Source organism: Pseudomonas corrugata, from assembly GCF_050920615.1.
Taxonomy (GTDB): domain Bacteria; phylum Pseudomonadota; class Gammaproteobacteria; order Pseudomonadales; family Pseudomonadaceae; genus Aquipseudomonas; species Aquipseudomonas corrugata.
On record NZ_CP130434.1, the window covers coordinates 5,361,806 to 5,384,212 of the forward strand.

Consider the following 22,407-nt stretch of genomic DNA (forward strand, 5'->3'; position numbering starts at 1 on the left):
ATCAAATGGCAAAACGCCGCGACAGAGGTGGCCTGTCGCGGCGCGGGTCGTTCAGCGTTTGAGACGGGCGTTACTGGATCTGCCCGTGGCAATGCTTGTATTTCTTGCCCGAACCGCAATAACACAGCTCATTACGGCCCAGCTTCTGCTCGTTGCGCACCGGCGCGGTCGCCAGGGCGACATCCACATCGCTCCCTTCTTCCTGGGCCTGGGACACTTCCAGGCCTGGGGCCTCGGCGTGTTCGAACTGCATGCGTGCGGCCAGGGCCTCGGCTTCCTGACGCAGTCGGGCTTCCTCTTCGGCCGGGTCTTCGCGACGAACCTGAACGTGGGACAGCACGCGGATCGAGTCGCGCTTGATCGAATCCAGCAGCTCGGAGAACAAGGTGAAGGACTCACGCTTGTATTCCTGCTTCGGGTTCTTCTGGGCGTAACCGCGCAAATGGATACCGTGACGCAGGTGATCCATGGTCGACAGGTGGTCTTTCCACAGGTCGTCCAGTACCCGCAGCACGATCTGCTTCTCGAAGGAGCGCAGCGCTTCGGCACCGGCCTGATCTTCCTTCTCGTTGTACGCGGCAATCAGTTCGGCCAGCAGTTTCTCGCGCAGGGTTTCTTCGTACAGGTGGTCGTCTTCGTCGAGCCATTGCTGGATCGGCAACGACACGCCAAAGTCGCTGCGCAATGCAGCTTCCAGGCCCGCGATGTCCCACTGCTCCGGCAGCGACTGCGGTGGAATATGGGAGCTGACGGTTGCATCGAGCACTTCCTGGCGGAAGTCGGCGATGGTGTCGCCGATGTTGTCGGCAGCCAACAAACTGTTACGCATGTGATAGATCACTTTACGCTGTTCGTTGTTGACGTCGTCGAACTCGAGCAATTGCTTGCGGATATCGAAGTTGCGCCCCTCGACCTTGCGCTGGGCCTTCTCGATGGCGTTCGTCACCATGCGGTGTTCGATTGCTTCGCCTGGCTGCATGCCCAGGGCCTTCATGAAGTTTTTCACCCGGTCAGAGGCGAAGATACGCATCAGGCTGTCTTCCAGGGACAGGTAGAAGCGGCTGGAACCGGCGTCACCCTGGCGACCGGCACGGCCACGCAACTGGTTGTCGATACGGCGCGACTCATGACGCTCGGAAGCGATCACCTGCAGACCACCGGACTCAAGCACCTGCTGGTGACGCTTCTGCCAGTCGGCCTTGATCTGCGCGATCTGCTCAGGTGTCGGGTTGTCCAGGGAAGCAACTTCCACTTCCCAGTTGCCGCCCAGCAGGATGTCGGTACCACGCCCGGCCATGTTGGTGGCGATGGTCAGCGCCCCCGGGCGACCGGCCTGGGCGATGATCTCGGCTTCCTTCTCGTGGAACTTGGCGTTGAGAACCTTGTGCTCGATACCTTCCTTGTTGAGCAATGCGGACATGTGCTCGGAGGTTTCGATGGTGGCGGTACCCACCAGGATCGGACGCCCCTGGGCCATGCCGTCCTTGATGTCGTTGATGATCGCCGCGTACTTCTCTTCGGCGGTCAGGAACACCAGGTCGTTGTAGTCTTTACGCGCCAGCGGCTTGTTCGTCGGGATCACCACCACTTGCAGACCATAGATCTGGTGGAACTCGAACGCTTCGGTGTCGGCGGTACCGGTCATGCCGGACAGCTTGTTGTACAGGCGGAAGTAGTTCTGGAAGGTGGTCGAGGCCAGTGTCTGGCTCTCGGCCTGGATGTTCAGGCCTTCCTTGGCTTCGATGGCCTGGTGCAGGCCTTCGGACAGGCGACGGCCCGGCATGGTACGACCGGTGTGCTCGTCGACCAGCACGACCTGGCCGTCCTGCACAATGTATTCGACGTTGCGATGGAAGAGCTTATGGGCACGCAGACCGGCATAGACGTGGGTCAGCAGGCCCAGGTTATGAGCCGAATACAGGCTTTCGCCTTCGGCCAGCAGGCCGACGCGGGTCAGCACTTCCTCGATGTATTGGTGGCCGGCTTCGTTGAGTTCGACCTGACGGGTCTTCTCGTCAACGGTGAAGTGACCCTCCTGGGTCACTTCGCCTTCGACTTCCTCGACGTGCAGCTTAAGCTGCGGGATCAGTTTGTTGATCTCCATGTACAGCTTGGAGCTGTCCTCGGCCTGACCGGAAATGATCAGCGGGGTACGGGCTTCGTCGATGAGGATGGAGTCGACTTCGTCGATGACCGCGAAATTGAGCTCACGCTGGAATTTTTCTTCCAGGCTGAATGCCATGTTGTCGCGCAGGTAGTCGAAACCGAATTCGTTGTTGGTGCCGTAGGTGATGTCGGCAGCATAGGCGGCACGCTTCTCTTCCGGCGGCTGGAACGGCGTGACCACGCCGACGGTCAGCCCGAGGAATTCATACAGCGGGCGCATCCAGTTGGCGTCGCGGCGGGCCAGGTAGTCGTTGACCGTCACCACGTGCACGCCCTTGCCGGACAGCGCGTTGAGGTAGACGCCCAGGGTCGCCACCAGGGTCTTGCCTTCACCAGTGCGCATTTCGGCAATCTTGCCTTCGTGCAAGGTCATGCCGCCGATCAACTGGACGTCGAAGTGGCGCATGCCCATGACCCGCTTGCCGGCTTCGCGGGCCACCGCAAAGGCTTCGGGCAGGAGCTGGTCGAGGGTTTCCCCCTTGGCGATGCGGTCCTTGAATTCGGCAGTCTTGGCGCGTAACTGATCGTCCGAAAGGGCCACCATTTGCTCTTCGAAGGCATTGACGATCTGTACCGTCTTGAGCATGCGCTTGACTTCACGCTCGTTCTTGCTTCCAAAGAGTTTCTTTAACAAAGGCGCAAACATATCGGCAGGATCTTCCACACTAAAGGGATGGAGGGCGGCCCCGTGAGTCGCCCGTGCAGCCCTCATGGCCGCATGCGAACGAGCATTCTACCCGGAAACGATGGTGAGGAAAGTGGCGTTATTCCACGATGCTGGCACAGCGCTGTGACGGGGCCTTCCTAAAATAAGGGCTTTTACGCGAAGATCAACCCACAAAGCGCATAAGTTCCCTCTGTTTGTGTCAGCAAACGGCTATCGACCGGCAGGGTCGAGGCTTACCCGGCGCTTTCTGCTACCATGGCGCCTCTGTCACTCGCGGTATTCGTTCATGGCCTTCCGCCCCCTCCCAGCCAAGGCTCCAGCCGTTCTGTTGCGCGAAGCCAAACCGCTGAAAGCCATCTTCGGCCACGCCAAGCGCCTGGGTCATCTGCAACGCCTGCTGGACAGCCAGTTGCAACCCGCCGCGCGCGAACACTGCCACGTGGCGTCCTGGCGCGAAGGCAGCTTGCTGTTGATCGTTACGGATGGCCATTGGGCCACGCGCCTGCGCTACCAGCAGAAGCGCCTGTTGCGTCAATTGCAGGCGTTCGAAGAGTTTGCCAGCCTGACGCGGATTCTCTTCAAGGTACAGCCACCCACCGTACAGGTCGGGGCCAAGGGGCATACCCTGGACCTGTCCACCGACGCCGCCGAAACCATCCAGGCCACCGCGGACGGCATCAGCGACCCGAGCCTGCGGGCAGCGCTGGAGCGGTTGGCGGCCCATGCCAGGGCCAAGCCCTGACCTGAGTATCTCTGTTGGATATAAGGCCCTCTTCGCGAGCAAGCCCGCTCCCACAACTTACCGAGTTTCGTCAGGAAGAATGCGGTCATTGTGGGAGCGGGCTTGCTCGCGAAGGAAGCGACTCGGTTCTTGAGCTACCGCCGCTTGTTGCCTCCCAGCAACGACCCCATCAACCCCCGCACCAACTGCCGCCCCAATTGATTGGCCGCCTGGCGCATCGCCGATTTCAATGCCTGGCCCGCCGCCGTGCCGAGAGACTCCCCGGCCTTTTCGGTAAAGCTCGGCTCCCCGGCCGCCGGTTTGCCTGACACCACCTCGGTCTGCGGCTCCAGGCCCTTGCGTCCCATCAGCACTTCATAGGCCGATTCGCGATCTATGGGTTTATCGTAGCGCCCCTGCAACGGCGAACGGGCGATCAATCCGGCGCGCTCGGCCTCGGTCAGCGGCCCGATACGCGATTGCGGTGGCGCCACCAACACGCGCCGGACCATCTCCGGCGTACCTTTTTCCTGCAAGGTGCCCACCAGGGCCTCGCCGATGCCCAGCTCGGTAAGCACCGTCAAGGCATCGAACTGCGGGTTCGGACGGAAGCCGTCCGCCACCGCCCGCAGGGACTTCTGCTCCTTGGTGGTAAAGGCCCGCAGGCCATGCTGGATGCGCAATCCCAACTGTGCCAGGACGTCGTCTGGCAAGTCGCCCGGCGATTGCGTGACAAAGTAGACCCCGACGCCTTTGGAGCGGATCAGGCGCACCACTTGCTCCAACCGCTCCTGCAACGCCTTCGGCGTACCGGCGAACAGCAGATGCGCCTCATCGAAGAACAGCGCCAGCAACGGTTTGTCCGCATCACCACGTTCGGGCAATTGCTCGAACAGCTCGGCCAGCAGCCACAGCAGGAACGTCGCGTAGACCTTGGGCGATTCGTGGACCAGACGACTGGCGTCCAGCAAGTGAATGCGGCCGCGACCGTCGCTGTCCGGCTGCAGGATGTCTTCGAGCTGCAAGGCCGGTTCGCCGAACAAAGCATCGCCCCCCTGCTGTTCCAGGGTGGACAAGCGCCGCAACAGCGCCTGGCTGGAACCGGTGGTCATCAGGGCCGCATCGTCCCCCAATAGCGCCGGGTTGTCCTTGAGGTGGTTGAGCAGGGCCTTCAGATCCTTGAGATCCAGCAATAGCAGGCCTTCCCGATCCGCCACCTTGAACGCGGCGTATAGCGCCGCCTGCTGGCTGTCAGTCAGCTCCAGCAGGCTGCCGAGCAGCAACGGCCCCATCTCGCTCAGGGTGGTGCGCAACGGATGACCGGACTGGCCGTGAACGTCCCACAGGGTCACCGGATAGGCCCGAGGCTCATGCTTGAGCCAAGGCATGCCGGCAATACGCTCGGCGACTTTGCCCTGGGGGTTTCCGGCGGCGCCGAGTCCACACAGGTCGCCCTTGATGTCCGCCGCGAACACCGCCACGCCGGCATCGCTGAAGGCTTCGGCCAGGCGCTGCAGAGTGACGGTCTTGCCGGTTCCCGTGGCGCCTGCTATCAGGCCATGACGGTTCGCCAGGCGCATGGCCTGCTCAATGGGCTGGCCGGCGAGGTCGGCCCCGATAACGAGTTGCAGAGAGTCAGGCATGTGGTCACCTGTGATTAATTTTTGATCGAGTATGGCCGATATAAAAAGCAACAGACTTCACTGAAAACACGGTCGGATAATTCCCCAGGGAGGGAAGGAAATATCAGAACTTTCAATACGGCGCCTTTTTTCGAACTTTTCATATAAAAGCACGCCCAGAGCTATAAGACTCCGCGGAACCCCGAACCATGAACAAAAACCTGCGTTTCAGCCACAAAATCCTGATTGCCGCCGCTCTGATTGTCATAGCAGCCTTCGCTTCATTCACCGCCTACAACGATTACCTGCAACGCAACGCCATTCGCGACGACCTGGACAGCTACCTGCATGAAATGAGCGACGTCACGGCGAGCAACATTCAGACCTGGCTGAGCGGCCGTATTCTGCTGATCGAAAACCTGGCCCAGAACATCGCCGCCACTCCAGATCAGGCCAGCGTCACCCGTCTGCTGGAACAGAAAGCTCTGACCTCCACCTTCATGGCATCCTACCTGGGCGATGCCAAGGGCAGCTTCATCATACGCCCCGACGCGAAGATGCCCGATGGCTTCGATCCCCGGGTACGTCCCTGGTACAAAGGCGCCGAAAGCAGCGGCACCGCTACCCTGACCGAACCCTACATCGATGCCGCCAGCGGCGGACTGATCATATCCATCGCCAGCGCATCCAGAAACAATGGGCAAAGTGTCGGCGTGGTAGGTGGCGACCTTAGCCTGCAAACCATCATCGATAACCTCAAGACCGTGGATTTCGACGGCATGGGCTACGCCTACCTGGTCAGCGCCGACGGCAAGATCCTGGTACACCCCGACAAAGCCCTGGTCATGAAGACCCTGAACGATGCCTATCCACACAACACGCCGAAGATCAGCGACCAGATCAGCGAAGTCGAGGTCGACGGCCATACGCGCATCGTCACCTTTACCCCGATCAAGGGCTTGCCCTCGGTGAATTGGTACGTTGGTGTGTCGGTCGACAAGGATCAGGCCTACTCGATGCTCAGCAATTTCCGAACCTCGGCGGTGATCGCCACCGTCATTGCCGTGGTCTTCATCATCGCGCTGCTGAGCATGCTGATTCGTCTCCTGATCCAGCCATTGCATGTCATGACCCGGGCCATGGAGGACATCGCCGACGGCGAGGGCGACCTGACCAAACGCCTGACGATCCAGAACCAGGACGAATTCGGCATCCTGGGCACCGCATTCAATCGCTTCGTAGAGCGGATCCATGGATCGATCCGGGAAGTGTCTTCCGCCACCGAGCATGTCAACGAAGTCGCCTTGCGCGTGGTGAGCGCTTCGAACTCGTCGATGGTCAACTCCGACGAACAGTCCAGCCGAACCAACAGCGTCGCCGCAGCCATCAACCAATTGGGTGCCGCAGCCCAGGAAATCGCCCGCAATGCGGCCCAGGCCTCCCATCAAGCCAGCGATGCCCGAGGCCTGGCGGAAGACGGCCAGCAAGTGGTGGACCGCAGCATTGCCGCAATGAACCGGCTGTCCGATCTGCTGAGTACCTCAAGCAGCAACATCGAATCGCTGAACAGCAAAACCGTGAACATCGGCCAGATCCTGGAAGTGATCACCAGCATTTCCCAGCAAACCAACCTGCTGGCCCTCAACGCCGCGATCGAAGCAGCCCGGGCAGGTGAGGCCGGGCGCGGATTTGCCGTAGTGGCCGATGAGGTGCGCAACCTGGCCCATCGCACCCAGGAATCGGCGCAACAGGTGCAGACCATGATCGAGGAATTGCAGGTCGGCGCGAGGGCGTCGGTCACGACCATGAATGACAGCCAGCGTCACAGTCAGGAGAGCGTGGAGATCGCCAACCAGGCCGGAGAACGGCTGAACAGCGTGACCCAGCGCATAGGTGAAATCGACGGCATGAACCAGTCGGTGGCCACGGCCACGGAGGAACAAACGGCCGTGGTGGAGTCGATCAACGTGGACATCACCGAGATCAACACCTTGAACCAGGAAGGCGTGGAAAACCTGCAATCCACCTTGCGCGCATGCTCCGATCTTGAGCGGCAGGCGGCGCGGCTCAAACAGTTGGTAGGCAGTTTCCGTATCTAACGCACTAAAAGGCTGCTGCGGCCGCCCCCAATCCCCTGAGGGAGCGGGCTTGCTCGCGAAAGCGGTGGGTCAGTTTGAAGTGATGCCGGATGCGAAGCCGCCATCGCGAGCAGGCTCGCTCCCACCCTGGATTTACCGTGGACACACACACGCTCCGGCCCGCCCCAATCCCCTGTGGGAGCGGGCCTGCCCGCGTTGAAGGCCGATCAGGCAAGTAACATTCCACTGCCTCCACCCCACCACAACCCAACCGAACATCTATTCTTCAGGAAGGTCAACTCAGGAGAACACAGACCGGAGGGATGTTCATCGTGCATATAGCGGACATAACCATGTTCTACGCCCCTGCCAGCGGAGGCGTGCGCACTTATCTGGATGCCAAGCACCGTCGTCTGGGGGATCGGCCCGGTATCCGTCACAGTCTGCTGATTCCCGGCGCGCATTTGAGCGAGCAGGACGGGATCTACAAGGTGCCTGCCCCTGCTCTGCCCTTCGGCAAGGGCTACCGCTTCCCACTTCGCCTCGCACCCTGGCGCAACGCCCTGCGCGATCTGCAACCGGATCTGATAGAAGTCGGCGATCCCTACCTCACCGCCTGGGCCGCACTGGACGCCCGGCGCCAGCTGGACGTACCCGTGATCGGGTTCTATCACTCCGACCTGCCCTTGCTGGTGAGCAATCGTATGGGCAATTGGTTCACCCCCAACATCGAAGCCTACGTCAGCAAGTTGTACGGCAACTTCGACCGGGTCCTGGCACCGAGCCAGGTCATGGCCGACAAGCTGGCCGGATTGGGTGTGCGCAACGTCCATGTGCAGCCTTTGGGCGTGGACCTGCAGATGTTCAACCCCGGTGCCCGCGACCCGGAATTGCGCGCCGAGCTTGGCATTGCTGAAAACACACGCCTGTTGATCTTCGCCGGACGTGGTTCCAAGGAAAAGAATCTGCCGGTGTTGCTCAAATGCATGAAGCGCTTGGGCGAGCGCTACCACCTGCTGCTGGTGGGCTCGTCAATGCCCGCCATCGTGCCGGACAATGTCACCGTGATCGATGCGTTCCGCCCGGCGCCGCAAGTCGCCCGCTTGATGGCCAGCGCCGACGCCTTGCTGCATGCGGGCGATCAGGAAACCTTCGGCCTGGTGATCCTCGAAGCGATGGCCAGCGGCATTCCGGTAGTGGCGGTCGCGGCCGGCGCGTTCACCGAGATCGTCCACGAAGACTGCGGTCTGCTGTGCACGCCGAACAATCCACAGGCCATGGCCAATGCCGTGCGACAGCTCTTCTCTGAAGGTTGCCAGCGCCGCGGCCTGCTGGCCCGTCGTCATGTGGAGCGCCAGTATGCCTGGGACTCGGTGGTCAACAGCCTGCTGGGGCATTATTACGCCGTGCTAGGTGAACAGATGCCGCTACAGGCCAATGCTTGAGACGAGGTGCGTGCCAATGAATCACTCGCCCAGCGTTTTACTGGTGCTGCACGACGTGGCACCGCAAACCTGGCCCGACTACCAGCCCTTCGTCGAAGCCGTCGACGCCCTCGGTCATGTACCGATGACCTGGCTAGTAGTGCCGGACTTCCATCACACCAACGCGCTGGACGATCACCCCGGCTTCCGGCGCCTGCTCGACAGCCGGGTCGAGCGCGGCGACGAGTTGGTGCTCCACGGCTATTACCATTGTGACGACGCCCCCCCTCCCCTCCATCCCCGGGATTGGTTCATGCGCCGGGTCTACACCCATGAAGGCGAGTTCTACCAGTTGACCGAAGATGCTGCTCTCGCCCGCCTGCGCGCCGGTATCGAAACCTTTGAACGTTACCAGTGGCCGCTGGAAGGCTTCGTAGCCCCGGCCTGGCTGATGAGCGAAGGTACCCGCCGGGCCTTGTGCCAGTTGCCCTTGAGCTATACCAGCGATACCCAGCACCTTTATCGCCTGCCGGATTTCGCCCCCATCGACGCCCCGGGGCTGGTCTGGAGCGCCCGCAGCGCCTGGCGCCGTGGCTTGTCGAAGGTCATCAACGATCAACGCGAACAACGCTGGCGAAAGGAACAGGTGATTCGCCTGGGCTTGCATCCGGTAGACATGCGCCATCGGTTTTCCCGGGACTATTGGTTGCGGACCCTTGAGCGCCTGCTCGACGACGGCCGCGCACCGATGACCAAGTCCGGGTGGCTGGCCGGCCAGGGCCTGCGGCTCAGCCGCGCCGCATGAAACGGGCGCTCTGGCTGGCTGCGGCGCTGCTCACGGCGTTGTTGGTGCCGCTGCTGGTAGGTGGCGGGGAAATGTGGTCACGGGTACAGCGCTTTCCCATGACTCTGCTATTGAGCATGCTGTGCATGATCGGGCTGTGCTGGGCGCTGAACTCCGTGCGCCTGCGCCTGCTGCTGGGGGAGCAACGTGGATGCATCGGCGGACTCAAGAGCATCGGCGTGGTGATGTCCACCGAGTTCGCCATGTGCGCCACACCCGGCGGCAGCGGCGGGCCGTTGACGCTGATGGCCCTGCTGGCCCGCAACGGCGTGCGCCCGGCCCACGCCAGCGCGGTGTTCGCCATGGATCAGTTGAGCGACCTGCTGTTCTTCCTCTGCGCCCTGGTGGGCATCCTGCTGTATGCGCTGTTCCAGAATCTCAGCCAGCGCATGGAATGGATGCTGGCACTGAGCGCGTTATCGCTGTTTGGCGGGCTGATCGGCTGTGCCCTGGTGGCTCGCTACCATCGCCGGCTGATCCTGCTGGGCGCCAGGCTGCTGCGACACCTGCGCGTGAAAGCCACTACCCGGCGCCGCTGGGGGCGCAAGATCCTGAATTTTCTGGCGGCGTTTACCACGACGCTGAAGCTGCCACGACAGACACTCTTCCAGGTCTTCGGCCTGACGTGCCTGCATTGGGCCCTGCGTTATAGCGTGCTGTACCTGGCGCTGAAAGGACTGGGAGCGGATCTGCAATGGGCCTGGAGTTTCCTGGTCCAGATGCTGTCCCTCAGCGCGGGACAATTCAGTCTTCTGCCCGGCGGCGCCGGGGCGGCTGAGGTGACCTCGGCCGCATTGTTGGCGCCTATGGTTGGCAAGTCCACCGCAGCGGCGGCGATTCTGATCTGGCGGGCGGTGACCTATTACTTTTATCTGGTAGCTGGCGGGCCGGTATTCTTCCTGATGGTCGGGCGTCCGTTGATCAGGAAGCTGATGAAGCCGAGACAGGCTTGAAGCGGTCGAAGCCTAATCGGGATCGTCCTGGGGATGGGTCTGTTTCCACAGTTCGGCGGCGTCGGGAAACTCTGTGCCGTCCTCCGGGCCCAGTTCTTCGGGATCGTAGCGGCTCAGACAGCCCTCACCGAGGGTGGCTGGGGCTTTGGAGGTGGCTTTGTCCAGTGGATCGGTCATGGCGTGCCTCATAAGAGCCCGACAGGCTAATGCCCGTCAGTTAAAGATCAAGCGGCATCCACTGTGGGAGCCGAGCTTGCTCGCGATGGCGGCGGACCAGCAACATCTTGGTCGACTGACATACCACCATCGCGAGCAAGCTCGGCTCCCACCGGGTTGTGACATATTCCAGCCGGTTGCCCGGCAGGCCCGGAGGTCAGAACACCACAGTCTTGTTGCCGTGCACCAGCACACGGTCTTCGAGGTGATAACGCAAGCCTCGAGCCAGCACCATTTTCTCCACGTCACGGCCGAAACGCACCATGTCTTCGATGCTGTCGCTGTGGCTGACGCGTACCACGTCCTGTTCGATGATCGGGCCGGCGTCAAGCTCTTCAGTCACGTAGTGGCAAGTGGCGCCGATCAGCTTCACACCCCGCATCGAAGCCTGGTGGTATGGCTTGGCACCGACGAACGACGGCAGGAAGCTGTGGTGGATGTTGATCACCTTATGAGCGTATTCGCTGCACAAGGCCGGCGGCAGTATCTGCATGTAACGGGCGAGGACCACCACTTCGGCGTCGTGCTGCTTGACCAGCCGCGAGACTTCAGCGAAGGCCGGCTGCTTGTCCTGCGGGTTGACCGGTACGTGGTAGTACGGAATGCCGTGCCACTCCACCATGCTGCGCAAGTCGTCATGGTTGGAAATCACGCAGGCGATGTCGCAGTCGAGCTCATCGCTGTGCCAGCGGTGCAACAGGTCTGCCAGGCAATGGGACTCACGGCTGGCCATCAGCACCACGCGTTTTTTCTGCGCGGTATCAGTGATGCGCCAGTCCATCGCAAACTCTTCGGCGATCGGCGCGAAAGCCTCGCGAAACGCTTCGATGCCAAAGGGTAGCGAGTCCGCACGGATCTCGTGACGCATGAAAAACCAGCCGCTCTGATTGTCCGAGTGATGGCTTGCTTCAGTGATCCAACCGTTATGGGACGCCAGAAAGTTACTGACTTTAGCAACGATACCGACGCGGTCCGGGCAAGCAATCACCAGCCGAAAAGTGCGCATTAGAGAACTCCAGAACTTCGCAAAGGCGGCCATTCTAGCCATTGCGCAGCAAAACTGCAGTATTGATGACAGGACGAGCCCCTACGGACAGCGAGCGGGGCGGGTCCGGGGACAGGGCTTATATTGTGAACGGATGTGAAAGCCCGTAAGGGTATTTAACTGCAAGGCCATTTTTTGTGGCCTGACACTAAGTAATTAAATAAAAGCCTGCTTAAATGTTTACTTGATGAAACTGTCTGATTACTATTGCCACACTGTCTCCTTGTCCGCAGTGCCCTACATAAGGTAGTCCCCATGTCCTTGATCACTGAATACAACGCTACAAAACAAGCCATTGAAGAACTGCAACAGCGTCTGGCCGACCTGTCCAAAGACGATAAACTGCAAAAAGAATTGGAATTCGAAGGCAAACTGCGCACTCTGATGGGTGAATACTCCAAATCCCTGCGCGATATCACTGCCCTGCTGGATCCAGAAGCCAAATCGGGTAAAGCACCTCGTGGTGGCGCCGTGAAAACTACCGGCACCAAACGCGCTCGCAAAGTTAAGCAATACAAAAACCCGCACAACGGCGAAGTCATCGAAACCAAAGGTGGCAACCACAAGACTCTCAAAGAGTGGAAAGCCAAGTGGGGCGGCGACGTCGTTGAAGGCTGGGCAACCCTGCTGGGCTAAGCCTCGTCGGGTTTCAGCGTTCTCTACGCACAAAAAAACGCCAGCTATATGCTGGCGTTTTTCATGCCTGCGGTTTCTTCATTCACCGCCGCTCAAAGGCTTAAACGTTTGCGCAGTTGCTGGCTGTAACCTTGCCACTGCGTGAGCACCTCCCGCTGCAATGGCGTGGAAAGCGCCAGCCATTCGCCCATTGCCTCATCAAAACTTTCCAGGGTATTGGGCGCCCCCCATTGCGGTGATGACAGGCGTTGCTGACAGAACAGCCTCCAGCGCCCCTGCTCTTCGGGATTCAAGGTGTCTGGGAAGTTACGTGCGCGATATCGGAACAATAATTCCGGCAAACGTTCATCATCGAAAGGCCAGTGCTCTTGCGCCAAATCAGCCGGGTCCGCCATGCGCACTTGTTCACATAAACGGCGATCGCGATCACCGAGGAAGCCTGTGTATAACTGTTGCTCGGGGTCCTCGCTGGCAGTGAAATCCTCGCGACCATAAATAGCCTGAAGTTTATCCTGCCAAACTTGCTGGGCATTACTTAGCTGCAACGCCCGTTGCTGCAGTCCATCCATGTCCAATTGCAGCCGCTGCCGATCCTCGGCACGCAGCACCGATAGCGGCGCGACCACCGGACATTTGTTGATATGAATGAGTTTGAGAGGCACGGGCAACTCTCCCTCGAGCAGTTCGTCGCGGCGGGTATACAGACGTTGCCGCAAGATGTCCGCGTCATGGTCCAGCAACCCCTGGTGATCGAGGTGCAGGTCGCAGACAATCAGCGCATTGCGGTTCTTCGGATGCCAGGCCAGTGGCAAAACCACGCCAATGTAGTTTCGAGCTGCCGAGAAACGCCCGGACACATGCACCATTGGCTGCAACAGACGGATCTGGTCCATCACTTTCTGCTTGCTGCGCAACTGGAACAGCCAGTCGTAGAGCCTGGGCTGCTTCTGGCGGATGAGGCGTGCCAGGGCAATCGTAGCGCGCACGTCCGACAACGCATCGTGAGCCTGACCATGGTCGATGCCATTGGCGGCGGTCAGGCGCTCGAGCTTGAGAGTGACCCGGCCATCCTCTTGCGGCCAGGCAATACCATCGGGGCGCAGCGCGTAAGCCGCACGGACCAGGTCGATCAAGTCCCAGCGGCTGTTGCCACCCTGCCATTCCCGCGCATACGGGTCGAAAAAATTCCGATAAAGGCTGTAGCGGGTCATTTCATCGTCGAAACGCAGGGTGTTGTACCCGGCGCCGCAGGTACCGGGCGCGGCCAGTTGCAGGTGGACGCGGGTCATGAAATCGGCTTCGCTCAGGCCTTTTTCAGCCAGGCAGGCCGGGGTAATGCCTGTAATCGCACAAGCCGCAGGATGGGGCAGGATGTCATCGCTCGGCCGGCAATACAGGTTCACCGGTTCGTCGATTTCATTGAGCTCGAAATCGGTACGGATGCCCGCCACCTGCAAGGGCCGGTCGCAACGGGGATCGATGCCGGTGGTTTCGTAGTCGTACCAGAAGATGGAGGTCACGGGCTGTTCCTGAGCAAAAGACTGACGAAGTCTAGGGGGTCCCACCCGGCTTCGGCCAGGGGTCGACGGATTGAATCACGTCACGATCCATAAAATGACATACACAGTTGTATCGTTTGCCCGCACGAAGGCTGCTAGCATCTGCCGGGATTGAATGTTCGAACCGGCCCATCACTCAGGTTGCCCATGCTCGAGACTCCAGCACTGCAAAGGACCGCGACGCTGCCCCCGCCACTGGACACGCGGTATCAGGTCGAGACGCCCGAAGGCATCGACCTGCCACTGCGCCCGGCGGGGTTGATGCCCCGCGCTCTGGCTTTTGCCATCGACCTGGGGATACGGGGGCTGATCCTGGGCTTTCTGTTCGGCATCCTCGCATTTTTCGGTGACCTGGGTATCGGCCTCGGTTCCATCCTGCTGTTCGTCGTCAGCTGGTGGTACATGGTGCTGTTCGAGGTACTGCACCAGGGGTGCTCTCCCGGCAAGCAAATGATGGGATTGCGGGTGGTCCAGGACGACGGCCGTCCCATCGGCTGGTCCGCTTCGCTGATCCGCAACCTGCTGCGTTTCGTCGACATGCTGCCCTTCGGCTACACCTTCGGGGCGATCAGTTGTCTGCAGCATCCGGCGTTCAAACGCCTGGGCGACCTGGCGGCCGGCACGCTGGTGGTGTATCGCGAGCAACCGGTCAAGCGCCCTGCCTTGCCATCGGCACTGCCGGTACGCCCGCCCTTTGCCCTGAGCCTGAACGAGCAACGCGCGGTGCTGGGTTTCGCTGAGCGTCAGGCCGAACTTTCCCAGGCCAGGGTCAACGAACTGGCGGCCATCCTGGCGGCACCACTGAACGTCCAGCCACCGCGAGCCGTGGCCGAGCTCAATGGCATCGCCCGCGGCCTGCTGGGGCCGACATGAAGCAAAGCCTGTTCGAGAGCCGTCACCAAGGGGAATGGGAACAGCTGTCCCGGCAGCTCGATCAGCTGGAGCGCAGCCGCAATGTGCCCCAGTGCAGCGATTTTCCCCAGGCCTACCGTCGGCTCTGCCAGCATCTGGCATTGGCCCAGGCGCGGGGCTACAGCAGCCTGCTGGTCGACGCCCTGCAACAGCTTGCGCTGCGCGGTCACCAGCAGCTCTACCGTGACCGCAGCCGGCCATCGGCCAGCCTTTCAGCGTTCATCCTGGCCGGTTTTCCCCGGCTGGTCCGTGAACAATGGCGGTTCGTGCTGGCTGCCAGCCTGATGTTCCTGGGGAGCCTGGCCGGCATCGGGTTGCTGGTCTATCTGTTTCCGGACCTCGTCTACAGCGTGCTGGATGCCGAAGAGATCAGCCAGATCCGCAGCATGTACGACCCGAGCGCCGGCCATCTGGGACGCTCGATCGAACGGGCGGCCAGCGAAGACTGGGCCATGTTCGGCTACTACATCATGCACAACATCGGCATCGCTTTTCAGACGTTTGCCAGCGGCATGATGTTTGGCCTGGGCAGCGCGTTCTTCCTTTTTTTCAACGGCCTGACCATCGGCGCGGTCGCCGGGCACCTGACCCAGATCGGTTCCGGAGGCACGTTCTGGTCGTTCGTGATCGGGCATGGCGCCTTCGAACTCACCGCGATCACCCTCGCCGGTGCCGCAGGCCTGCAACTGGGTTGGGCATTGATCGCGCCGGGACGCCTCACCCGGGGCGAAGCCCTGCGGCTCGCCGCGGGCAAAAGCGTGTCGATGATCGGCGGGGTCATGCTGCTCCTGTTTCTCGCCGCGTTCATCGAAGCGTATTGGTCCTCCAGCACCGTGACACCCGTCGTCAAATATACGGTCGGCGCATTGCTGTGGCTGCTGGTGTTCAGTTACCTGCTGTTTGCCGGACGGATACGCCATGCGGCTGAGTGATGCCTCCGTCGTCATCCGTCCGCGTACCGCCTGGGAAGCCATGGACCTGGGCGTGTTGATGAGCCAGCAGCACCGACGGCTGCTGATGACCAGCTGGGCCATTATCACCCTGCCGATCTACACGCTGCTGTGCCTGCTGTTATGGGACTCACCATCCCTGGTCTTGTTGGTGTTCTGGTGGTTGAAACCGGCCTTCGACCGCTTACCACTGCACATTCTGTCCAAGGCGCTGTTTGGCGAAACGCCAACCCTGAAGCAGGCCCTGCGCCAGTGGCCGGCATTGCTCAAGCCGCAGTTGTTCGCCAGCCTGACCTGGCGGCGACTGAGCCTGAGTCGCAGCTTCCTGATGCCGGTGGTGCAACTCGAAGGACTCGCCGGGAATGCGCGAGCGCTGCGCCTGCAAGTACTACAGCAACGCAACGGACGCGCGGCGCGGTGGCTGACCGTGATCGGCATGCACCTGGAAACCGTCCTGTGGTTCGGCCTGATGGCCCTGTTCTATCTGTTCGTACCGCAACAGGTCGAACTGGACTGGGATTGGCAGAAGCTGGTCACGACGACCGAGCACGACTGGTTGTGGTTCGAGCACCTGGTCAACGTCCTGTATCCCCTGCTGCTGATCGTCTGGGAGCCGGTGTACGTCGCCTGCGGTTTCAGCCTCTACCTGAACCGGCGCACGATCCTCGAGGCCTGGGACATCGAACTGGTGTTCCGGAGACTGCGCCAGCGCCTGAGCAGCGCAGTCCCTGTGCTGATGCTGCTGGCGCTGCTCCTGCTGCCGCCGGCGCCCCCGGCCTGGGCCGACGAAGACAGCATCGCCCCCGACAGCCCGCGGTTGCTCAACCAGCCCCTCACCAGCGAGGCCTCCAGAGACAGCATCAAGGCGATCCTCGAAGCCCCACCGTTCAAGAACCCGCAAACGGTCACCCGCTATCGTTTCGGCGAGGACACCACCGAACCCACCGAAGCCAAGGAAACGCCGGGCTGGTTCAAGGCCTTGCTCCAATGGTTGGGTCGCCAGCACTACGAAGCGGCCGCCGCACTGATCCAGGTCCTGCTCTGGGCCGCTCTGGCAGGGGCGATTGCCTGGCTGGTCTGGCGCTATCGTGAAAACTTCCAGGCCCTGGGTCGACGCCAACCGATAAAACGGCCGGCCGTGGAACGACCGGCACCGCCCCGGATGTTCGGCCTGGATATTCGCGAAGAGAGCCTGCCAGACGATGTGGCGACCCGCGTCGAGCAGTTATGGAGCACTGATCCCCGTGACGCCCTGGGGCTGCTGTATCGGGCGTTGCTCAGCCGGCTGCATCATCAGTTCGGCGTCGCCTTGAAACCGGCCGATACCGAAGGCCAGGTGCTGCAGCGCGTCGAACAGCTCCGGCACGAAGACCTGCTGGCGTTCAGCAGGAACCTGACCCTGCACTGGCAGAGCGTTGCCTACGGGCATCGCACTCCGCCCCCGGATCTGCAACAGCAATTGTGCGACGGCTGGCGCGGCTTGTTCGAGACGGGAGCCTCCCGATGAACCGCCGCGCAGGATGGCTGGCCGCGATACTGATTGTCGTCGCGCTGGTGGGGGCACTGGTCATGTACCTCTACCGGAGCGCGGTGCCCTATCAGGAAACTGTCGATTACGGCCCCTCCCCCGAGGCCCAGGCCAACCCCTACCTGGCAGCCGAACATTTCCTGCGCCAGCAGGGCCTGGAGGTCGAGCACGCCAACAACCTGGACGTCCTGCCTGACCTCGAACCTCATCAGCACACCCTGTTGCTGCTGGGCGAACGGACGAACATGACGCCCCGGCAGGTCGACCAGTTGATGAACTGGACCCGTGCCGGTGGCCGCCTGCTGTTTGTTGCCGAAGCCTTGTGGGATGACAGCACCGCAAGCAGCGGCGACCTGCTGCTGGACCGCGTGCAACTGCGCCAGATCTTGAGCAAGGACCTCAAGGAGCCCCCCCCAGAGCTGATCAAGGAGCCCTACCCCAAGCTGACCAAGTTGTACCTGGAAGACGAAGAGGCACCCGCCTACGTCGGCTTCGACACCGACTTTCATCTCGAAGACCCGAAGAACCTCGCCCAGGCCTGGGCCAATAGCGCGCTGTCGACCCACATGATGCAACTGAACCACGGCCAGGGCTCGATCACGGTGATCACCGACGCCGAGCTGTGGAAGAACGATCAGATCGAACAGTACGACAACGCCTGGCTGCTCTGGTACCTGAGCGCCGATAGCACCGTCACGTTGCTGTTCAATATCGACCACGACAGCCTGCTGACCCTGCTGCTGCGTTACTTTCCCCAGGCACTGGTGGCGCTGGCGGCCCTGATTGCCCTTTGGCTCTGGCGCTCGGCGATCCGCCACGGCCCGCTGCAACAACCGGCCTCCAAGGCCCGGCGCCAGCTGGAAGAACATGTGCAGGCCAGCGCCGGGTTCCAGCTGCGGCACAACGGCCGGCAGCATCTGCTGCAAACCTTGCAACAGGACGTGCTGCGTCGGGCGCGGCATCGTCATCCCGGCTTCGAACAACTGGCCGTCGCCGAACAGTGGCAAGTGCTCGCACGGCTCAGCCGCCAATCCACGCGGGCCATCAGCCAGGCCTTGAGCCCCCGGCCGAAACAGCGCATGTCCAGCGCCGAGTTCTGCCGCCAGGTCGCCCATCTGCAAACCCTCAGGAATGCCTTATGAAATGGAAGACGCGAACGCCGACCTGGCGACGCAAAAAAAGCGTATCAATGCGCAGTTTTTGTATTACAGAACCCTTGTAAACACTGGTAGAAAAGGCAATTCACGGCTAGAGTCACCTCATGATTTGCAACTTCACGCCAGAGGTGAGGGCATGAAACTTGAGGATCGCATGATCCGCTCGATTAAGCAGCGCGCAGGCTTGGTAGTCCTGCGCGCTGACTTTTCCAAGATGGGGAGTGACTCTCAGGTCGGACGAGTGCTGGCTCGCTTTGTGGAGGATGGAATGCTCATCCGCGTGAGCAAAGGAGCGTTCGCCAAGACCCGCATCAACAAGTTCACCGGCAAGCCGACCCCAGCTGGAACATTGGAAATGATCGCGGCAGAGCTTTTCCGCAAGCTCAAGATTTCTGTGGAACCAAGCTCGCTCGTTTCGGAATACAACAGCGGCAAATCGACCCAGCTCCCTATGGGCGCGACTGTCAACACTGGACGTCGACGCATTTCGCGGAAAGTGACGGTAGGAAACAGCACCTTAACTTATGAAAAAAATTCCCGACGAGCTGAAGTCTGATATCGAGGATGCCGCCACGGCAGGACTGCTGGGAAACCTACCCGCTGTCGTAGCTGAAAAAGACCAGCACATCACCGACACATTGCGCGTTCTGGCTCAAATTCAGATCACGCACATTGCGCGACAGATAGATCGCCGGAAAGGTGATACCAAGCCCGCGTCAATCATGCTGGCTACACAATTGATCTTCGCGGGGGGTACCTGTCTTTCGAAAGCGTATGGAGATGTGTCTGGCGTGCTTCGCCCCCAACTCAAGCTTGAACTGATTCACAGACCACCGATGCTGGCCGCAGAGACACGCGAAATGGGGTATATGCTTGACCAGTTTGTCCCTCGTGAAGCACCCAACCGCTTTTCCATGACATGTATCACGGTCGCAGAGACGCTCGCTGAGAAAGTGCTGTCACTGCTGCGCCGCTGTGCCTGGCATTGGGATGGAAATCAACGCGGTGAATTTGATACTGCCTTGGTTCGCCACGTCTACGATGTCTGGCGTATCGCAGGAAGCCAGCCTGATGCTATGGAGGCTGCCTGCCAAATTTTTGGAGCTCTGGTCCAAAAGGATGTGGAGGAGTTCAAGGGACAGCATCCGGAATTCGACCAGGCTCCCTATAGGGTACTTCGACGAAGTCTGGTTTCTGCTGCAACCGACGAAGGGCTGAAGGCGAATTTCGAACAGCGTCTGAAGCCCTTGCTTTACGCCGCAGATAAGCCGGATTTCCAGACTTGTTATGTCGTTTTCGCAGCTGTCGCAGAGCGGCTGCTGAATCATGCCGCTTGAACAAAATGGTCAAGGAATGCCGACAGCGATGTAGAGACAAAAAACGCTAAAGCTGCGGTACAAAAAATCATGTTAGAAGGGCTCGGAACGTATGACTGAACAGAACGAACCTGCCGGCAGCCAGGCCCATGCCGCCCAACAGCGCCAGCGCGCCAGTCAGTTGGCCCAGGCCATCCGCACCGAATTGCACAAGGCAGTGGTCGGCCAGGCTGCGGTGATCGACGATGTGCTCACGGCGTTGATCGCCGGTGGTCACGTACTGCTCGAAGGCGTTCCGGGGTTGGGCAAGACACTGCTGGTGCGAGCCCTGGCCCGTTGCTTCAATGGCGAGTTCGCGCGCATTCAGTTCACCCCCGACCTGATGCCCAGCGATGTCACGGGGCATGCGGTCTACGACTTGCAGACCGAGCAGTTCAACTTGCGCAAGGGGCCGGTGTTTACCAACCTTCTGTTGGCGGACGAGATCAACCGCGCGCCGGCCAAGACCCAGGCCGCGTTGCTCGAAGCCATGCAGGAACGCCAGGTGACCCTCGAAGGCCGTGCCTTGTCCATCGCCCAGCCTTTCATGGTGCTGGCCACCCAGAACCCCATCGAACAGGAAGGCACCTACCCGCTGCCGGAAGCCGAGCTCGACCGTTTCATGCTCAAGGTGCGCATGGACTACCCCGACGCCGAACAGGAGATGAACATGGTGCGCCAGGTCAGCCGCTCGACCCGCGCCGACATGCTCGATGTCCAACCTTTGCGGACGGTGTTGCAGGCCAAGGACGTGCAAGCGCTGCAACGCATCGCCAGCGACCTGCCGATGGACGACCAGGTGCTCGACTATGCGGTGAGATTGGCTCGCACCACCCGCAGCTGGCCGGGGCTGAGCCTGGGTGCCGGGCCACGGGCCTCGATCGCGCTGGTGCGTTGCGCCCGGGCACGGGCGTTGCTGCGTGGCGGCGAGTTCGTGGTGCCGGATGACATCAAGGGCTGCGCCCTGGCCGTGTTGCGTCACCGGGTACGCTTGGCGCCCGAGCTGGACATCGAAGGGCTCTCGGTGGATCAGGTCTTGGCACAACTGCTGGACCAAGTACCGGCGCCGCGGTTGTGATGATGGATCTCCTGATGACGCCGCATTCTGTGGCAAGGGGATTTATCCCCGCTGGGCTGCACAGCAGCCCACTGGTTCTGCCTGGTACACCGCAAGGGGCTGCTTCGCAGCCAGCGGGGATAAATCCCCTCGCCACAATGGACCTGCTCAAGAGCATGCACCCATGAAGCCCTCCCGCCTGCTGCTGATCTGGCTGGCAGTCCTGCTGGTCCTGGGCGTGGTGCTGGGCACGTTGCAAGCGTTGGGCATCGTCGTGCCATCGGTGCTCGTGTCGATCAACTGGGGGTTGCAACTGGCCCTGCTGGTCCTGGCGATCCTCGACGCCGTGCGCCTCAAGCGCCTGCCATCGCCGCGCGTGCAGCGGCAAATGCCCGCAAGCCTGGCACTGGGTCGCTGGAGCGAAGTGCGCCTGGGGATTGCCCACGATTTTTCCCGGCTGCTCAACGTCCAGGTCTTCGATCATGTACCGGACGGCCTGGATCTCGAACACCTCCCCCTGTCGGTCGAGCTTCAACCCGACCAGCGCAGCCAGGTCGGTTACCGCCTGCGGCCCCTCAAGCGCGGCCATTTCATCTTCGAACACTGCGAAATCAGTCTACCCAGCCCATTGGGGCTGTGGACCGGCAAACGCCTGCTGGAGGCGGTCGATGAGATCCGCGTCTATCCCGATTTCGCCAGGCTCTACGACGGTCAGTTGCTGGTGGTGGACAACTGGCTCAACCAGCTCGGCGTGCGCCAGCGCCAACGGCGGGGCCAGGGGATGGAGTTCCATCAACTGCGCGAATTCCGCGAGGGCGACAGCCTGCGCCAGATCGACTGGAAGGCCACCGCCCGCCACCGCGCACCGATCGCCCGGGAATACGAGGACGAGCGCGACCAGCAGATCATCTTCATGCTCGATTGCGGCCGGCGCATGCGCAGCCAGGACGATGAGCTGTCGCATTTCGATCACGCCCTCAACGCCTGCCTGCTGCTCAGCTACACCGCGTTGCGCCAGGGTGACGCCGTGGGCCTGAGCACCTTCGCCAGCGATCCACCCCGCTACCTCGCCCCGGCCAAAGGCCAGGGCCAACTCAACGTGTTGCTCAACACCGTGTACGACCTCGACAGCAGCCAACGTCCCGCCGATTACCAGGCCGCCGTCAACGAGCTGCTGACCCGCCAGAAACGCCGGGCCCTGGTGGTGTTGGTGACCAATCTGCGGGATGAGGATGACGAAGACCTGCTGACGGCGGTCAAACGGCTGGGCCAGCAACATCGGGTACTGGTGGCGAGCCTGCGCGAAGAAGCGCTCGATCGGCTGCGCCAGACACCGGTGCAGACCTTGCCAGAGGCGCTGGCCTATTGCGGGACGGTGGAGTATTTGAATGCGCGGGCCGAGCTGCATGAGCGGATGAGCGCCCATGGTATTTCGGTACTGCAAGCCCGGCCCGGGGAGCTGGGGGCCGAGCTGGTGACGCTGTACCTGGGGTGGAAAAAAGCGGGGAATCTGTAAA

Annotated in this window: 19 protein-coding genes; 14 read left to right on the forward strand and 5 right to left on the reverse strand. The window is 61.3% G+C overall.

Features of this window, described 5'->3' with window-relative positions:
• Positions 1 to 70: 70 nt before the first annotated feature.
• A complete protein-coding gene (gene secA, locus QZH45_RS24010; RefSeq protein WP_024776506.1) occupies positions 71 to 2,812 on the reverse strand; it encodes a preprotein translocase subunit SecA in 2,742 nt (913 codons plus the stop codon).
• Positions 2,813 to 3,119: 307 nt separating this feature from the next.
• Here secA and QZH45_RS24015 point away from each other — a divergent pair, with 307 nt between their 5' ends.
• Positions 3,120 to 3,575, forward strand: a complete 456-nt coding sequence (locus tag QZH45_RS24015; protein WP_024776505.1) for a DUF721 domain-containing protein — start codon at positions 3,120 to 3,122, stop codon at positions 3,573 to 3,575.
• A 134-nt stretch (positions 3,576 to 3,709) separates the two neighbouring features.
• Here QZH45_RS24015 and QZH45_RS24020 read toward each other — a convergent pair whose 3' ends face one another.
• Positions 3,710 to 5,197, reverse strand: coding sequence for a helicase HerA-like domain-containing protein (locus QZH45_RS24020; RefSeq protein WP_055135150.1), 1,488 nt, complete (start codon positions 5,195 to 5,197; stop codon positions 3,710 to 3,712).
• 188 nt (positions 5,198 to 5,385) lie between these two features.
• On the opposite strand from QZH45_RS24020, the gene QZH45_RS24025 reads away from it, so the two are divergent.
• The 4 genes from QZH45_RS24025 (at position 5,386) to QZH45_RS24040 (ending at position 10,475) form a co-directional block, all read left to right on the forward strand.
• Positions 5,386 to 7,275, forward strand: a complete 1,890-nt coding sequence (locus tag QZH45_RS24025; protein ID WP_024776503.1) for a methyl-accepting chemotaxis protein — start codon at positions 5,386 to 5,388, stop codon at positions 7,273 to 7,275.
• Positions 7,276 to 7,577: 302 nt separating this feature from the next.
• The gene (locus QZH45_RS24030; protein ID WP_024776502.1) at positions 7,578 to 8,699 is read left to right on the forward strand and encodes a glycosyltransferase family 4 protein; all 1,122 of its coding nucleotides are present in this window, start codon (positions 7,578 to 7,580) and stop codon (positions 8,697 to 8,699) included.
• Positions 8,700 to 8,715: 16 nt separating this feature from the next.
• Entirely contained in the window at positions 8,716 to 9,483 is a 768-nt protein-coding gene (locus QZH45_RS24035; RefSeq protein WP_024776501.1) for a DUF2334 domain-containing protein, read from the forward strand.
• Positions 9,480 to 10,475 (forward strand): lysylphosphatidylglycerol synthase transmembrane domain-containing protein, encoded by a 996-nt coding sequence (locus QZH45_RS24040; RefSeq protein ID WP_055135151.1) that lies wholly within the window; start codon positions 9,480 to 9,482, stop codon positions 10,473 to 10,475. Before QZH45_RS24035 ends, QZH45_RS24040 begins: the two co-directional genes overlap by 4 nt.
• A gap of 12 nt (positions 10,476 to 10,487) precedes the next feature.
• Here the strand turns inward: QZH45_RS24040 and QZH45_RS24045 are convergent, their stop codons facing one another.
• Together QZH45_RS24045 and purU are read right to left on the reverse strand one after the other, a co-directional pair.
• Positions 10,488 to 10,652, reverse strand: coding sequence for a hypothetical protein (locus QZH45_RS24045; protein ID WP_170167955.1), 165 nt, complete (start codon positions 10,650 to 10,652; stop codon positions 10,488 to 10,490).
• A gap of 196 nt (positions 10,653 to 10,848) precedes the next feature.
• Positions 10,849 to 11,697: a formyltetrahydrofolate deformylase gene (gene purU, locus QZH45_RS24050; RefSeq protein ID WP_024776499.1), complete on the reverse strand. Its 849-nt coding sequence runs from the start codon at positions 11,695 to 11,697 to the stop codon at positions 10,849 to 10,851.
• 294 nt (positions 11,698 to 11,991) lie between these two features.
• Here purU and mvaT point away from each other — a divergent pair, with 294 nt between their 5' ends.
• Positions 11,992 to 12,372, forward strand: coding sequence for a histone-like nucleoid-structuring protein MvaT (mvaT, locus tag QZH45_RS24055; protein WP_024776498.1), 381 nt, complete (start codon positions 11,992 to 11,994; stop codon positions 12,370 to 12,372).
• A gap of 92 nt (positions 12,373 to 12,464) precedes the next feature.
• Here the strand turns inward: mvaT and sbcB are convergent, their stop codons facing one another.
• On the reverse strand, positions 12,465 to 13,892 hold the full coding sequence (gene sbcB / locus QZH45_RS24060) for an exodeoxyribonuclease I (RefSeq protein WP_055135152.1): 1,428 nt from the start codon (positions 13,890 to 13,892) through the stop codon (positions 12,465 to 12,467).
• A gap of 186 nt (positions 13,893 to 14,078) precedes the next feature.
• Here sbcB and QZH45_RS24065 point away from each other — a divergent pair, with 186 nt between their 5' ends.
• The 8 genes from QZH45_RS24065 (at position 14,079) to QZH45_RS24100 (ending at position 22,406) form a co-directional block, all read left to right on the forward strand.
• Positions 14,079 to 14,804 carry an RDD family protein gene (locus QZH45_RS24065; RefSeq protein WP_053192312.1) on the forward strand — a complete coding sequence of 242 codons (726 nt, stop codon included), beginning with the start codon at positions 14,079 to 14,081 and terminating at the stop codon, positions 14,802 to 14,804.
• Positions 14,801 to 15,775 carry a stage II sporulation protein M gene (locus tag QZH45_RS24070; RefSeq protein ID WP_024776495.1) on the forward strand — a complete coding sequence of 325 codons (975 nt, stop codon included), beginning with the start codon at positions 14,801 to 14,803 and terminating at the stop codon, positions 15,773 to 15,775. The genes QZH45_RS24065 and QZH45_RS24070 overlap by 4 nt, the downstream gene beginning before the upstream one ends.
• A complete protein-coding gene (locus QZH45_RS24075; protein WP_053192310.1) occupies positions 15,762 to 17,300 on the forward strand; it encodes a DUF4129 domain-containing protein in 1,539 nt (512 codons plus the stop codon). The genes QZH45_RS24070 and QZH45_RS24075 overlap by 14 nt, the downstream gene beginning before the upstream one ends.
• Positions 17,297 to 18,463: a DUF4350 domain-containing protein gene (locus QZH45_RS24080; protein WP_053192308.1), complete on the forward strand. Its 1,167-nt coding sequence runs from the start codon at positions 17,297 to 17,299 to the stop codon at positions 18,461 to 18,463. Before QZH45_RS24075 ends, QZH45_RS24080 begins: the two co-directional genes overlap by 4 nt.
• A gap of 1 nt (position 18,464) precedes the next feature.
• Positions 18,465 to 19,034, forward strand: coding sequence for a DUF6088 family protein (locus QZH45_RS24085; RefSeq protein ID WP_237140489.1), 570 nt, complete (start codon positions 18,465 to 18,467; stop codon positions 19,032 to 19,034).
• A complete protein-coding gene (locus QZH45_RS24090; protein ID WP_055135153.1) occupies positions 19,003 to 19,815 on the forward strand; it encodes a nucleotidyl transferase AbiEii/AbiGii toxin family protein in 813 nt (270 codons plus the stop codon). The genes QZH45_RS24085 and QZH45_RS24090 overlap by 32 nt, the downstream gene beginning before the upstream one ends.
• Before the next feature lie 91 nt (positions 19,816 to 19,906).
• On the forward strand, positions 19,907 to 20,911 hold the full coding sequence (locus QZH45_RS24095) for an AAA family ATPase (protein WP_055135154.1): 1,005 nt from the start codon (positions 19,907 to 19,909) through the stop codon (positions 20,909 to 20,911).
• Between the two features lie 163 nt (positions 20,912 to 21,074).
• Positions 21,075 to 22,406, forward strand: a complete 1,332-nt coding sequence (locus tag QZH45_RS24100; RefSeq protein ID WP_055135155.1) for a DUF58 domain-containing protein — start codon at positions 21,075 to 21,077, stop codon at positions 22,404 to 22,406.
• The last annotated feature ends 1 nt before the right edge of the window (position 22,407 follow it).